The sequence below is a fragment of the Streptomyces sp. NPDC026515 genome, from assembly GCF_055567595.1.
Window position 1 is genome coordinate 88,928 of sequence record NZ_JBVHQD010000018.1, and the last position, 13,250, is coordinate 102,177.

Genomic DNA, 13,250 nt, shown 5'->3' on the forward strand with positions numbered 1-13,250 from the left:
TCCCGTCGTTCGCCCGGAGGGCGGGCCGTGCATGGCGTCGTACCGCAGACGGGACTTTCGCAACACGCCCTAGGCCGGACGTATGCGCGCCGTTACTCAGGGCGACCCGGGTGGCAGGCTGAATGCGCCGACCGAACTCGAAGGAGCCGCGCCATGTACCCGTCGGATTTCAAGTACACCCAGGAACACGAGTGGATCCAGATGAACGGCGGCACCGCCAGGATCGGGATCACCGAGTACGCCCAGAAGCAGCTCGGTGACATCGTGTTCGTGGAGGTGCCGGACGTGGGCCGGACGTTCGAGGCGGGTGAGCCGTTCGGCAGCGTCGAGTCGGTGAAGGCGGTGACCGAGGTCTACCTGCCGGTCGGCGGCAAGGTGATCGAGGTGAACGAGGAGCTCAACTCGGAACCCGAGCTGCTCAACACCGAGCCGCACGACGCGTGGGTGATCAGGATCGAGGTCTCCGACAGGAAGGCTCTCGACGCCCTGATGAGCGCCGAGAGGTACCAGGCGTACATCGCCTCGGACGAGACCTAGGACTTCCGTCCGCGCAGGGCCGCGTACAGCAGGGCGCTCACCGCGAAGCCGATCAGCGGGGTGATGTCGCCGAGGGCGGGGTGGTGCTCCGGCACCCAGCCCACGTAGTCCTCCTGGTTGGAGAAGAGCGGGACGGAGACCGCGACGCCGGTCAACAGGGACGCGACCCCGGGCCAGTTGGTGAAGGAGCGGTCGGTCAGCCGGGCTGCCAGGTCCGCGTCGGCCGCGGTACGGCCCTGGAGCCACCGCTCCACCAGCACCACGCCCAGCCAGGGCGCCACCCAGTACGCGATGACCAGCAGGAACGCCTCGTACGCGGCACCCGCGTCGTCCAGCGAGGCCCAGGCAGCCGCCGTACCGGCGATGCCCGACACCACGACCAGCGCACTACGGCTCAGCCAGGTGGGCAGCCGCAGGCCGAAGGAGGCGATCGAGATCGCCCCGGAGTAGACGTTGAGGGCGTTCGCCGAGACCCCGCCGAGCATGATGGCGAGCAGGACGAGGTCGCCGAGCCAGCCGGGGAGATGACCGGTGAAGGCGGCCGTGGGCGTGGCGCCCTCCGGGGCGGCGATCGTGGCCGAGGCGGCGCCGACGACGGCGACGAGCGAGACCGACACGAACAGGCCGACCGCCGGGTACACGACCGTTCTCACCTTGTTCGCCGTGCGCGGGAGGTAGCGCGAGTAGTCCGTGGCGTACGGGTTCCAGCCGGCCGCGTACCCCCAGGCCGCGCTGAACGCGAGCAGGAAGCCGCCGGTACCGCCGCCCGCGCCGCCACCGCCGAGATCCGCGTCCTTGAAGGTCCACACCCCGGCCAGCAGGAAGATCACCGCGAGGGCCGGGAACGCGTACTTCTCGAAGGTGTGCACGAAGTTGTGGCCGATGAACCCGATCAGGATCTCCGCGACCACGACGAGCAGCAGGGAGGGGAGCGGTCGCAGGCCGGTCAGTGTGTTCAGGGCGAAGGCCGCGCTCACACTGTTCACCGCGAACCAGCCGACGCCCGCCAGCAGGCCGTTGGCCGCGGAGGGCAGGATGTTGCCGCGATGGCCGAAGGAGAAGCGGCCCACCACCATCTGCGGGACGCCGAACCGCGGGCCGTCCAGTGACAGTACGCCCTGGGTGACCGCCCCGATCGCGGTGCCCAGCAGGATCGCGGTGGTCGCCGTCCAGAAGTCCAGGCCGAAGAAGAGGACCGCGATCACGCCGATGTAGACGGTCGCGAACTCGATGTTGGGGGACGCCCAGGTCCACAGGAGCTGGAGCGGGCTGCCGTGGCGTTCGGCGTCGGGGATCGGTTCCGAGCCCGCCGCCTCCACGGCGATGACCCGGTCGCCGTACTCGGGCGCGACACTGGTGGTGGAACCGGCGGGAGCAGTCGTCATACGAGGTAAGTGTCGGGTTCGCGCCCGGTCCGGCCCAGGGGCGCATTGTCGGTCGCGGACGGCTCGCCGGCGTACAACCTGCACGCATGCGGAAGCTTCCGGAGGCGGGTCGGTCCTCCGGAAGCTTCCGCGGCGGCGTCCCGGCAGGGTCAGCCGTTGGTGCAGACGTTGGCGGCCGCCGGGTTGAGCAGGCCGATCAGGTTGATGCTGTTGCCGCACGCGTTGACCGGGATGTCGACCGGAACCTGGATGACGTTGCCCGACAGCAGGCCCGGGCTGTTGGCCGCGGAACCGATGGCGTCGGCGCCGTTGTCGGCGTAGGCGGCGGTGGTGCCCAGGGCGAGGGTGGCGGCGATGGCGCCGGTGACAGCGAGGGCGCGGATGCGCATGAAGGCCTCCTGGTAGCGGGATGACAACGCGTCCATCACAACCGCCCGCCACCGGACCCGCATGTGGAGCTGGGCCGATCGGCGCAATCCGCTCCGCCGGGGCCGCTAGGCGGCGAAGCGGCCCGCGAGGTCCTTGGCCTTGTCGGCCGCGTCCTGGAGGGAGCGGTCACGGGAGGCCTCGTACAGCGGCACGAGTTCGGTCATGGCCGGCACATGCGGAGCCATCGTCAGTTCCGGCACGATGAAGTCGACTTCGAGGCCGAGCCCGCCGGAGAGGGCCGCGGACAGGTAGTTCTGCACGTACTCGAACGACTCCCGCGGGGTGCCCGGCGCGTACGAACCGCCGCGGCTGGCCACGACGGTGACCGGGGTGCCCTTGGCGGACGGGTCCTCGCCCCCGGTGCGGCCCATCAGGATCACGTTGTCCAGCCACGCCTTGAGCGTCGAGGGGATCGTGAAGTTGTACATCGGGGCGCCGATGAGGATCGCGTCCGCCTGCTCCAGCTCCTCGATCAGCCGCACACGGTCGGCGAAGGCGGCCGCCTGCTCGGGGGTGTGGGTGGCGGGGTCGGCGAATCCGGCGGTGTGGCCGGCCGCGGTGATGTGCGGCACCGGGTCCGCCGCCAGGTCGCGGTAGATCACCGTGCCGTCGGGGTGCTGCTCCTGCCATGCCGCACGGAAGGCCTCCGTGACGGTGCGGGAGGCGGACGCCTCGCCCGGGAACAGCGACGAGTCGATGTGGAGAAGGGTGGCCATGGGGGTCTCCAGACACAGGGATAGCGAGCCCGGCGCGAGGCGCGAGGGCTGAGAATTCGTACTCAGCTATAGATAACACAGGTGCTTACTTTTTTTCACCCCCGCCTGTGGCGGGCCTGTACCCTGATTGCATGGCGGTGGACCAGACGCACGACCCGGGGCAGTGCAAAGCCGTGGACGGCGGCATCACGCGCGTCTTCCAGGTACTCGGGAAGCGCTGGAACGGCCCTATCCTCTCCGTCCTCATGGGCCAGCCGACGCACTTCGCCAGCCTCCGCCGCGCCATCCCCGGCATCAGCGAGCGCATGCTCTCCGACCGGCTCACCGAACTCGGTGCGGCCGGACTCGTCGTGCGCGAGGTCGACGAGGGCCCGCCGCTGCGGGTCTCGTACCGCCTGACCGCGGCGGGCGCCGCGCTGGAGCCCTCGCTGAAGGAACTCGGCGAGTGGGCGAAGGAGCACCTGCCCGGCGACTCGCCCTGCTGACCCCCGTCAGGGCCGCGCGACCTCCCTCGAGCGCGGGACGTCTCCGTCACGTCAGTGCAGCGGCCTGTCCGCGAGGGCAGACCCGGGGGCAACTTGCCCTGCGGGGACCGGAATCGGTCAACCGTGCGGGCCGGCGGTCCTATGCTGACCGGGTCTTCGGGAGTCAGCGGTGCGGGAGGGGTCGTGGCAGCTCTGGAGCCCGGCGATCCACGCTCCGTCGGGGAGTACCAGCTGCTCGGGCGGCTTGGCGCGGGCGGCATGGGCCGGGTCTTCCTCGGCCGCTCCCCGGGTGGCCGGGCCGTCGCCGTGAAAGTGGTCCACGCAGAACTGGTGGCGGGGCAGCCCGAGTTCCGGTCCCGGTTCCGACGTGAGGTGGAGGCCGCCCGCAAGGTCAGCGGTGCCTTCACCGCACCCGTCGTGGACGCCGACCCGGACGCCCCGCTGCCCTGGCTGGTGACCAGCTACATCGCCGGGCCCTCCCTCCAGGACGCGGTCATGGAGCGGGGGCCGCTGCCCGCCGCCACCGTGCTCGGTCTCGCCGCCGGACTGGCCGAGGCGCTCACCTCCATCCACGCGGCCCAGCTGGTCCACCGTGACCTCAAGCCGTCGAACGTGCTGCTCGCCGACGACGGGCCGCGGGTCATCGACTTCGGTATCGCCCGCAGTGTGGAGTCGGATACCATCACGCGGGCCGGGCTCATGGTCGGCTCGCCCGGATTCATGTCGCCGGAGCAGGTCGAGGGCGCGGAGGTGACCGGCGCGAGCGATGTGTTCTCGCACTCGGTGCGGTGCTGACCTTCGCGGCCACGGGCGGCAACCCCTTCGGCGACGGGTCCACTCCGTCCCTGCTCTACCGGGTCGTGCACGACGGACCCGACATCACCGCCGTCACCGACCCGGACCTCGCCTCCCTCATCGCCGCCTGTCTGGCCAAGGACCCGGCCGGGCGGCCCACCCCGCGCGAGATCCTGGCCCGGATCGGGCTCACGGCCGACGCCGGCGCGCTGCTCGCCCGGCCGGTCACCGGCCTCGCCGCCGAACCCGTGGCCGGGACCGACGACGTCACGCGACCGGTCCCGCGGCCCGTCGCGACCCGCCCGGTCACCCGGCTCGACCCGGCGCCGCCCCCGGTGCGGCCCGTGTCGTACCAGCGGAACCCGGGCACGAGCCGTCGTACCCTGCTCCTCTCCGGGGGAGCCCTGGCCGTCGCCGCGCTCGCGGCCGTACCGGTCGCGCGCCTCGTCGACAGGGGCGGGCCCAGGAAGTCGCCGAAACGCTCCGCCGGTTCCGTCTCCGTCCCCCCGCCGGCCGACGCCTGGCCGCTGGACGAGACCTCTGGCGCGGTCGCCGCCGACGACACCGGCCGGTACGACGGGACGGCCACCGGGGTCGGCTGGGGACGGGGCAAGGACGGGGCCCCGCTGTTCGACGGCGGCACCAGCCAGATCGTGACCGGGGGGCCGGTGCTGCGGACCGGCAAGGGCCACGGGTTCACCGTCTCGGCGTGGGTGGCGCTGAGCAGAGTGCCCTCGGGCTTCGCCACCGCCGTCAGCCAGGACGCCGGTGCCGTCAGCGGCTTCTACCTCCAGTACGCGGCCGCGGAGAACCGCTGGGCCTTTGCCCGGCCCGACGTGCGCGCCCTGTCGTTCACCGTCCCCGAGCCGGACGCCTGGACCCACCTGGTCGGCGTCTACGAGGGGCTGCGCGACCAGCTCCTCCTGTACGTCGACGGCGTACAGGAGGCCGGTGTCGACGACGGTGCCCCGGTCGCCGCCGACGGCCCGCTGGTGATCGGCCGTGCCACCGCCGGGGGCGCTCCCGCCGACTGGTTCCCCGGCTCGATCAGGCAGGTGCAGGTGTTCCGGCGACCGCTGACCGGGGCGCAGGTGAAGGCGCTGCTGTAGGGGGACGCGCCCGGTCAGTCGGTGCGCGGATCCTCCGGCTTCAGGGACTTCAGGAACTCCGGGTTGTCGTCCGGTGCGACCCACCGCTCGCGCGGCTGCCGTGCCTTGCCCGCGACCAGCCAGGCCACCGGGCCGACCAGCACCTCGCCGAAGAGCAGGATGATCAGCACCCACGCCAGCTTCGGCAGCGCGCGGACCTCGTCCTCGGGGGTGTTCAGGCAGTCCACGAAGGCATAGATCCACAGCGCGAGGACCAGCAGGAAGGGCAGATACCTGAGCATGGCGGCCAGGGTAGCGGGTGGCCGCCGCCGGGGGCGGGGCCGTGGGCATGACGGGTGCCCTCGATTCGGAGGGGGACGTCGAGGATGCGTGGATGGTCTCGCAGGGGGCGGGCGGCGGCCGGTGTCACCGCGGCCGGCCTGGTGGCCGGTGCCGCACTGGTGGCGTACGAGCTGAACTCGCCGGTGTTCGCACTGGCGCAGGGGCCGCTGGCGAAGGACCCCGCGTGCGCGCGGATCGCCGGCCGCTACCCCGCCCGCCTCGGGGAGGCCGCCCGCGACCCGGTCACCTTCGAGGGCCTCGCGGTCTGGGGCCAGGGGGCGGTGGAACTGCGCTGCGGCGTCACCCCGCCCGGGCCGACGACGGACGCGTGTGTCAGCGTCGACGGCGTGGACTGGGTGTGGCGGGAGCGGGCCGGGGACCGCGAGTACCTGGTCACCTACGGCCGCAGTCCGGCCGTGGAGGTCTCGGTCGCGACCTCGGTGACCCGCCTGGACGGGGTCCTGCTCGACCTGAGCCACCTGGTGGCACCCCTCGCGCCGAACGCCGAGTGCCTCGGCGGCGGGTGAAGCCGCGGCTACTCGGCCAGCAGCGGCCGCGTGATGGTGCGCACGTCCGCCGCCGTGAGCGGGCTCGGGTACTTCGCGGCGATCTTTCCGTCCCGGTCGACGAAGAGGGTGTACGGCAGCGCCCGCGGCGCGTAGCCACGGGGCAGCCGGAGCAGCTTGCGGCTGCCGGGGTCGTGCAGACTCGGGTAGACCAGCCCGTGCTCCCGCTCGAAGGACCGCCCCTCGTCCCGCTCGGCGTCCGTGTCCACCCCGAGCACCTGGACCCCCTTGCCCGCCAACTCGCGCTGCGCCTTGGACAGTTCGGGCGCCTCGGCCCGGCAGGGTCCGCACCAGGACGCCCACACGTTCAGGACGACGACCTTGCCCCGGTAGTCGGCGAGCCGTACCGGCCGGCCGTCCAGGCCACCGCCCGACAGGTCCGGGGCCGCCGGGCGGTCGGCGGGCGGGACGCGGGTCAGTACGGAGACGGGCGCGCCACCGGTGTCCTGCCGGGGCGCGCAGGCGGCGAGCACGAGGAGCAGGGCGAGCAGCGGTGACCGGCTGGTCCGGCGGCGGACTGTCACGGCCGACGAGTATCGCAGGGGGTATCGCAGGGGGCGGTGACCGGGCCCGGGCCCCGGGTGGCCGATACTGGGACGCATGGCTTACGACGATCTTCGCTCCCTGCTCCGGGCACTGGAGCGCGAGGGAGACCTCAAGCGTGTCAAGGCCGAGGTCGACCCGTATCTGGAGGTCGGGGAGATCGTCGACCGGGTGCAGAAGGCCGGCGGCCCGGCGCTGCTCTTCGAGAACGTGCGCGGCTCCAGCATGCCCCTCGCCATGAACGTCTTCGGCACCGACCGGCGCCTGCTCAAGGCCCTCGGCCTGAAGTCGTACGGCGAGATCTCCGAGAAGATCGGCGGGCTGCTGCGCCCCGAACTCCCGCACGGCTTCGTCGGCGTGCGGGAGGCCTTCGGGAAGCTCGGCGCGATGGCTCACGTCCCGCCGAAGAAGGTGAAGTCCGACCACGCGCCGGTCCAGGAGGTCGTCCTGCACGGCGACGAGGTCGACCTGCACCAGCTGCCGGCGCTGTTCACCTGGCCGCAGGACGGCGGCTCCTTCTTCAACCTGGGCCTGACCCACACCAGGGACCCCGAGTCCGGCATCCGCAACCTGGGCCTGTACCGGCTCCAGCGGCACGACCGGAACACGATCGGCATGCACTGGCAGATCCACAAGGACAGCCGCAACCACTACCAGGTGGCGGCGCGGCGCGGCGAGCGGCTGCCCGTCGCGATCGCCTTCGGCTGCCCGCCGGCCGTCACCTACGCCTCCACCGCACCGCTCCCCGGGGACATCGACGAGTACCTGTTCGCCGGGTTCATCGCGGGCAAGCGGATCGAGATGGTCGACTGCAAGACGGTCCCGCTCCAGGTGCCGGCCAACGCCGAGGTCGTCCTGGAGGGCTGGCTGGAGCCGGGCGAGATGCTGCCCGAGGGCCCCTTCGGCGACCACACCGGCTTCTACACCCCGCAGGAGCCGTTCCCGGCTCTGAAGATCGACTGCGTGACGATGCGGAAGCGTCCGCTCCTCCAGTCGATCGTCGTGGGCCGCCCCCCGACGGAGGACGGACCCCTCGGCCGTGCCACCGAGCGCTTCTTCCTCCCCCTCCTGAAGATCATCGTCCCGGACATCGTGGACTACCACCTCCCCGAGTCCGGCGGTTTCCACAACTGTGCGATCGTCTCGATCGACAAGAAGTACCCGAAGCACGCGCAGAAGGTGATGCACGCGGTCTGGGGGGCGCACATGATGTCGCTCACCAAGCTGATCGTGGTCGTCGACTCCGACTGCGACGTCCACGACCTGCACGAGGTCGCCTGGCGGGCTCTCGGCAACACCGACTACGCCCGTGACCTCACGGTCGTGGAGGGCCCCGTCGACCATCTCGACCATGCCTCCTACCAGCAGTTCTGGGGCGGCAAGGCGGGCATCGACGCGACGAGGAAGTGGCCCGAGGAGGGTTACACCAGGGACGGGGGCTGGCCGGACATGGTCCTGTCGGACCCGGATACGGCGGCGACGGTCGACCGCCGCTGGAAGGAGTACGGACTGTGACCTCCGCTTCCGCAGCGCTCCCGCAGCCGGGACGCACGAAGGCCTTCCTCCGTCTGGTGATGATCGAGCACTCGGTCTTCGCCCTGCCCTTCGCGTACATCGCCGCGCTGACCGCGATGTTCGCGTGGGACAGGAACATCCACTGGGGACGGCTGCTCCTGGTCACGGTCTGCATGGTCGGCCTGCGCACCTTCGCGATGGCCGTGAACCGGATCATCGACCGCGAGATCGACGCCCGGAACCCGCGCACGGCCCACCGCGAGCTGGTCACCGGCGCGATGAGCGTGAAGCACGCCTGGACCGGCGCGCTGATCGCGGTGGCGGTCTTCCTCGGCTCGGCGGCCCTGCTCAACCCGCTCTGCCTGGCCCTCGCCCCCGTCGCGGTGATCCCGATGGTGGTCTACCCCTACGGCAAGCGGTTCACGAACTTCCCGCAGGCCATCCTGGGTCTGGCCCAGGCCATGGGCCCGATCGGCGGCTGGCTGGCGATCAGCGGCGAGTGGTCCTGGGACGCGGTCATCCTCGGCCTCGCCGTCGGCATCTGGATCGGCGGCTTCGACCTGATCTACGCCTGCCAGGACGTGACGACGGACCGCGAGATCGGCGTCATGTCGGTCCCGGCACGCTTCGGCATCCCGGCCGCGATCTGGGGCGCCCGCGCCTGTCACCTGGTCACCACGGCCCTGTTCGTCTGGTACGCCGTGGCGACGGACGCGGGCGGGTTCTTCTGGCTGGGCCTGGTGATCGTCGCCGGCGCCTTCGCCTACGAGCACTCCATCGTCCGCCCCCACGACCTCTCCCGCCTCAACCGCGCCTTCTTCAGCGTCAACGGCTTCATCGGCATTGCCCTTTTCGGGTGCGCGCTGCTCGATCTCCTGGTGCGAGGGCTCACCGTCTGAATACGGTGCGGCCCCGCCCGGTACCAGGACGTGTTCCGCGGGTACCGGGCGGAGATCGTCGAGGGCGACATCGTGATGAGTCCGCTCCGGCCGTTCCACAGCGAGATTGTCGTGAGGGTGTGGACACGCCTCGAACCCAGAAGAGCCGCAACCTCACTTCCTACCCGCCCGACCTGGTGGAGTCGGCGATCGAGGTGGTCTCGCCGAGCAGCGTCCGCAATGACCACGAGGTCAAGAACAAGCAGTACGCGGCTCGCGGTATCCCGAACCACCTGATCTTCGGTCCTCGCACGGGGCACCGCGTCACGCCGTGGAACCCCGGCCCGGACGGACACCTCGGCCGGGACACGCTCTCCTACGGGGGCGAGCTGACCCTGGAGACGAAGCCCGGCAGCCTCACGGTGGCCACCTCCCGCCTCCGCGTCGACCCCGAGGCACCCCACCCGGCCTGAACCTCGGTCGGCGCGCCGGTACGCTCAAGGTGTGAACGCAGGAGAAACGCAGCGCGTGCCTTGGATCGTGGGGGTGTCCGGGGCGTCCGGAACGCCCTATGCGGCCGCGGTGCTGCGTGCGCTGCTGGATGCGGGCGAGAGCGTCGACCTGGTGGTCAGCCGGGCCTCGCGGCTCACCCTGCTGGACGAGACCCGAATCTCCTTCCGGGACGCGCACTGGCGGGACGACCTGGGGGAGTGGCTGGCCCGGGGGGCCGACGGGAAGCCGGGGACCTTCCAGCCGGACCTGGCCCGGGTGCGGTACTGGAGCGCCGGGGACCTGGCCGCCGGGCCATCCTCGGGGTCGTACCGGACCAAGGGCATGCTGATCGTGCCGGCGTCCACCGCCGCCGTCGCGGGGGTCGCGCTCGGGCTCTCCAAGGACCTGCTCCAGCGGGCGGCCAGCGTCAACCTCAAGGAGCGCCGGCCGCTCGTCGTCGCGGTCCGCGAGACCCCGCTGAACGGCCAGACGCTGCGTCACCTCGTCACCCTGGACGACCTGGGGGCGGTCGTCGTTCCCACCTCCCCGGCGTTCTACGCGGGCGCGACGCACATCCAGGACCTGGTGGACTTCGTCGCCGGACGGGTGCTGGACGCGGCCGGTGTGGGGCACCGGCTGTACCGCCGCTGGGAGGGCGACCTCGGCGGCGCGGGCAAGTAGCAGTACCTCTCATCTACTTCGGGAACTTTCAGCGGAAGGCTTCGATCGCATGGATGCCGTGGACAGGCAGCTCATCCAGGCCCTGAGGGAGAACGGCCGGGCCTCGTACGCGGAGCTGGGGCGCCTCGTCGGACTGTCGGGACCCAGCGTCACCGACCGCATCAACCGGCTGGAGGCGGCCGGTGTCATCACCGGCTACCGCGCCACCGTGAACGCGGCCTCGCTCGGCCTCGGCGTCATCGCCCTGATCGGCATCTCGCTCTCCGACGCGGCCGACCACGAGGACGTGGCACAGCGGCTGCGGGACCTGCCGGAGATCGAGGACTGCTGGTTCATCGCCGGCGACGACTCCTTCATGCTCAAGGTGCGTTCGACCAACGTCGACGGCCTGGAGAAGACCATCCGGCGGCTGTCCGGGACCAAGGGCGTCTCCCGGACCCGCACCACCATCGTGTTGTCCACGAAGTGGGAGAACCGGGTCGGGGAGCTGCCCGAGGAGGCGTAGGCCCGAAGGGCCGTACGGGGGCACCTCCCGCCCGGAGGGCGGGGGCGTACCGTTGGCGAAGTTGTCGAGGAGAGGTGTGGGCATGGACGTCGGGCTCAAGCGCGAGCTGGAGGAGAAGGTCAGGGCCGGTGAGCGGCTGACCCGTGAGGACGGCGTCGCGCTGTACGAGTCCGACGACCTGGCCTGGCTGGGCGGCCTCGCCCACGAGGTGCGGACGCGGAGGAATGGTGACGTCGTCCACTTCAACGTCAACCGCCACCTCAACATGACCAACGTGTGCACCGCGTCCTGCGCGTACTGCTCGTTCCAGCGCAAGCCGGGCGAGAAGGACGCGTACACGATGCGCATCGAGGAGGCGGTGAAGCTTGCCAAGGCGATGGAGGGCGAGAACCTCACCGAGCTGCACATCGTCAACGGGCTGCACCCGAACCTGCCGTGGCGGTACTACCCGCGGTCCCTGCGGGAACTGAAGGCGGCCCTGCCGAACGTCTCGCTGAAGGCCTTCACGGCCACCGAGATCCACCACTTCGAGACGATCAGCGGACTGTCGGCCTCCGAGATCCTCGACGAGCTGATCGACGCGGGTCTGGAGTCCCTGACCGGCGGCGGCGCGGAGATCTTCGACTGGGAGGTCCGCCAGCACATCGTGGACCACCGGACGCACTGGGAGGACTGGTCGCGCATCCACCGGCTGGCGCACGAGAAGGGGCTCAAGACCCCCGCCACCATGCTGTACGGCCACATCGAGGAACCGCGCCACCGGGTCGACCACGTGCTGCGCCTGCGCGAGCTCCAGGACGAGACGAACGGCTTCCAGGTTTTCATCCCGCTCCGGTACCAGCACGACTTCGTGGACATGAAGGACGGCAAGGTGCGCAACCGGCTCCAGGCGCGCACGCAGATGGCGACCGGAGCCGAGGCGCTGAAGACCTTCGCGGTCTCCCGGCTGCTCTTCGACAACGTGCCGCACGTCAAGGTCTTCTGGGTCATGCACGGTGTCCAGACGGCGCAGCTGGCGCTCCAGCACGGGGCCGACGACATGGACGGTTCGGTCGTCGAGTACAAGATCACCCACGACGCGGACAACTACGGCACGCCGAACAAGCTGACCCGCGAGGACCTGCTGGACCTCATCCGCGACGCCGGCTTCCGGCCGGTGGAGCGGAACACGCGGTACGAGATCATCCGCGAGTACGAAGGCCCGGACCCGGCGCGGCGGGAGTCCCCGCAGCCGATGCGGGTGTGAGCGGGAGGGCCGGGTCCGGTGTCGGCCGCGGGTGCGCCGTGGCCGACGGCGTACCCCGGTCCGCATGGTGAATGGTCGTGTCACCCCACTCTGCGTAATGGATAGCATCCGGTCATGCCCCTTACCTTCACTCTGGACCCGGCGGTCACCCCCGACCTCCGGGACGGCGTCCTCGACCTGTGGACGGACGTGTCCAACGCCGGCGGAGCCGTCGGCTTCGTCGCGCCGGTGACTCCCGAGGACATCCGGCCGGAGCTGGTCAGGCACCTCGTCGCCATGGCCGAGGGCCGCCACCGGCTGCTCGTCGGCCACGACGAGGCCGGTACCGTCGCCGCCACCGCCTTCTTCTCCTTCAACACCCACCGCCTCATGAAGCACTGGGTGTGGCTGTACACGGTGATGGTGCATCCCAAGCACCAGGGTCAGGGCTACGGCCGGGACCTCCTCGCGGCCGCCGCCGACGCGGCCCGCGGCTTCGAGGGCATGGCCGCGATACGCCTCACCTGCCGCGGTGGCCAGGGCCTGGAGAAGTTCTACGGCTCCTGCGGCTACCGGGAGGTCGGCCGCGTCCCCGGAGCGATCCGCGTGGCCCCGGGCGAGGACCGCGACGACATCACCATGCTGCTGCCGCTCGGCTGACCCCACTGCAGGATCGGTTCCGGTCCGTGCTTCACTGGACGGTGCCCCTTTTCGTCATCGGAAGACTGGATTGAGATGCTCCGCTACACGCTGATGCGCCTCGGGATCTTCGCGGGCTGCCTCCTGGTCGTCTGGGGCCTGGTCTACGCTGGCGCGTTCCCGCGCGGCTTCGGCGACTCCAACCTCCTGTGGGTCCTGCTGCTCTCCCTGGTCCTGTCGGCGCCGATCAGTTTCATCGTGCTGCGCAAGGAACGGGACCGCGCGTCGGTCCGGGTCTCGCAGCGGGTCGACCGGATGAAGGCCAACATCGAGGCCAGCCGCAGCCAGGAGGACGAGGCCGTCGACGAGGCGGCCCAGCAGCGGGGACAGGCCCAGACCTCTTCCTGAGCGCTCCCGCGCGTCCGGCCC

The 13,250-nt window shown here is 71.1% G+C and carries 18 protein-coding genes; 13 read left to right on the plus strand and 5 right to left on the minus strand.

Translation table 11 applies throughout. The features are described from left to right. Nucleotides 1-153: 153 nt before the first annotated feature. Nucleotides 154-537 carry a glycine cleavage system protein GcvH gene (gene gcvH, locus ACZ4O3_RS32225; protein WP_362727708.1) on the plus strand — a complete coding sequence of 128 codons (384 nt, stop codon included), beginning with the start codon at nt 154-156 and terminating at the stop codon, nt 535-537. On the opposite strand, the gene ACZ4O3_RS32230 is transcribed toward gcvH, so the two are convergent. From ACZ4O3_RS32230 to ACZ4O3_RS32240, 3 genes are all read right to left on the minus strand, one after another. Further along, a complete protein-coding gene (locus tag ACZ4O3_RS32230) occupies nt 534-1,922 on the minus strand; it encodes a purine-cytosine permease family protein (RefSeq protein WP_467725584.1) in 1,389 nt (462 codons plus the stop codon). The two genes, gcvH and ACZ4O3_RS32230, sit on opposite strands and share 4 nt — an antisense overlap. A gap of 149 nt (nt 1,923-2,071) precedes the next feature. Further along, entirely contained in the window at nt 2,072-2,311 is a 240-nt protein-coding gene (locus ACZ4O3_RS32235) for a chaplin (protein WP_467725586.1), read from the minus strand. Between the two features lie 105 nt (nt 2,312-2,416). Beyond that, complete coding sequence (locus tag ACZ4O3_RS32240; RefSeq protein ID WP_362727714.1) at nt 2,417-3,067, minus strand: FMN-dependent NADH-azoreductase; 651 nt, start codon at nt 3,065-3,067, stop codon at nt 2,417-2,419. A 131-nt stretch (nt 3,068-3,198) separates the two neighbouring features. Here ACZ4O3_RS32240 and ACZ4O3_RS32245 point away from each other — a divergent pair, with 131 nt between their 5' ends. The 3 genes from ACZ4O3_RS32245 to ACZ4O3_RS32255 all read left to right on the plus strand — a co-directional run bounded on the left by ACZ4O3_RS32245 (nt 3,199) and on the right by ACZ4O3_RS32255 (nt 5,456). Next, entirely contained in the window at nt 3,199-3,552 is a 354-nt protein-coding gene (locus ACZ4O3_RS32245; protein WP_362727716.1) for a winged helix-turn-helix transcriptional regulator, read from the plus strand. 183 nt (nt 3,553-3,735) lie between these two features. Continuing rightward, the gene (locus tag ACZ4O3_RS32250; protein WP_467725587.1) at nt 3,736-4,347 is read left to right on the plus strand and encodes a serine/threonine-protein kinase; all 612 of its coding nucleotides are present in this window, start codon (nt 3,736-3,738) and stop codon (nt 4,345-4,347) included. Further along, nucleotides 4,341-5,456 (plus strand): LamG-like jellyroll fold domain-containing protein, encoded by a 1,116-nt coding sequence (locus tag ACZ4O3_RS32255; RefSeq protein WP_467725589.1) that lies wholly within the window; start codon nt 4,341-4,343, stop codon nt 5,454-5,456. The genes ACZ4O3_RS32250 and ACZ4O3_RS32255 overlap by 7 nt, the downstream gene beginning before the upstream one ends. 14 nt (nt 5,457-5,470) lie before the next feature. Here the strand turns inward: ACZ4O3_RS32255 and ACZ4O3_RS32260 are convergent, their stop codons facing one another. Beyond that, nucleotides 5,471-5,737 (minus strand): PLD nuclease N-terminal domain-containing protein, encoded by a 267-nt coding sequence (locus ACZ4O3_RS32260; RefSeq protein WP_362721164.1) that lies wholly within the window; start codon nt 5,735-5,737, stop codon nt 5,471-5,473. An 84-nt stretch (nt 5,738-5,821) separates the two neighbouring features. Here ACZ4O3_RS32260 and ACZ4O3_RS32265 point away from each other — a divergent pair, with 84 nt between their 5' ends. Next, nucleotides 5,822-6,304 carry a DUF3515 family protein gene (locus ACZ4O3_RS32265; protein ID WP_362721166.1) on the plus strand — a complete coding sequence of 161 codons (483 nt, stop codon included), beginning with the start codon at nt 5,822-5,824 and terminating at the stop codon, nt 6,302-6,304. An 8-nt stretch (nt 6,305-6,312) separates the two neighbouring features. On the opposite strand, the gene ACZ4O3_RS32270 is transcribed toward ACZ4O3_RS32265, so the two are convergent. Beyond that, nucleotides 6,313-6,867: a TlpA family protein disulfide reductase gene (locus ACZ4O3_RS32270; RefSeq protein ID WP_467725591.1), complete on the minus strand. Its 555-nt coding sequence runs from the start codon at nt 6,865-6,867 to the stop codon at nt 6,313-6,315. A gap of 76 nt (nt 6,868-6,943) precedes the next feature. Between ACZ4O3_RS32270 and ACZ4O3_RS32275 the strand changes: the two genes are divergently transcribed. The 8 genes from ACZ4O3_RS32275 to ACZ4O3_RS32310 all read left to right on the plus strand — a co-directional run bounded on the left by ACZ4O3_RS32275 (nt 6,944) and on the right by ACZ4O3_RS32310 (nt 13,229). Further along, nucleotides 6,944-8,401 (plus strand): menaquinone biosynthesis decarboxylase, encoded by a 1,458-nt coding sequence (locus ACZ4O3_RS32275; protein WP_362721172.1) that lies wholly within the window; start codon nt 6,944-6,946, stop codon nt 8,399-8,401. Beyond that, nucleotides 8,398-9,300: a menaquinone biosynthesis prenyltransferase MqnP gene (gene mqnP, locus ACZ4O3_RS32280; RefSeq protein ID WP_467725593.1), complete on the plus strand. Its 903-nt coding sequence runs from the start codon at nt 8,398-8,400 to the stop codon at nt 9,298-9,300. The genes ACZ4O3_RS32275 and mqnP overlap by 4 nt, the downstream gene beginning before the upstream one ends. Nucleotides 9,301-9,419: 119 nt before the next feature. Next, complete coding sequence (locus tag ACZ4O3_RS32285) at nt 9,420-9,752, plus strand: PDDEXK family nuclease (RefSeq protein WP_467725595.1); 333 nt, start codon at nt 9,420-9,422, stop codon at nt 9,750-9,752. A 55-nt stretch (nt 9,753-9,807) separates the two neighbouring features. After that, nucleotides 9,808-10,452 carry a UbiX family flavin prenyltransferase gene (locus ACZ4O3_RS32290; RefSeq protein ID WP_467725596.1) on the plus strand — a complete coding sequence of 215 codons (645 nt, stop codon included), beginning with the start codon at nt 9,808-9,810 and terminating at the stop codon, nt 10,450-10,452. Between the two features lie 49 nt (nt 10,453-10,501). Beyond that, entirely contained in the window at nt 10,502-10,957 is a 456-nt protein-coding gene (locus tag ACZ4O3_RS32295) for an Lrp/AsnC family transcriptional regulator (RefSeq protein ID WP_362721184.1), read from the plus strand. Nucleotides 10,958-11,039: 82 nt separating this feature from the next. Continuing rightward, complete coding sequence (gene mqnE, locus ACZ4O3_RS32300; protein WP_467725598.1) at nt 11,040-12,203, plus strand: aminofutalosine synthase MqnE; 1,164 nt, start codon at nt 11,040-11,042, stop codon at nt 12,201-12,203. Nucleotides 12,204-12,317: 114 nt separating this feature from the next. After that, nucleotides 12,318-12,842, plus strand: a complete 525-nt coding sequence (locus tag ACZ4O3_RS32305; RefSeq protein ID WP_362721190.1) for a GNAT family N-acetyltransferase — start codon at nt 12,318-12,320, stop codon at nt 12,840-12,842. Between the two features lie 75 nt (nt 12,843-12,917). Further along, nucleotides 12,918-13,229, plus strand: coding sequence for a DUF4229 domain-containing protein (locus ACZ4O3_RS32310; RefSeq protein ID WP_467725600.1), 312 nt, complete (start codon nt 12,918-12,920; stop codon nt 13,227-13,229). The last annotated feature ends 21 nt before the right edge of the window (nt 13,230-13,250 follow it).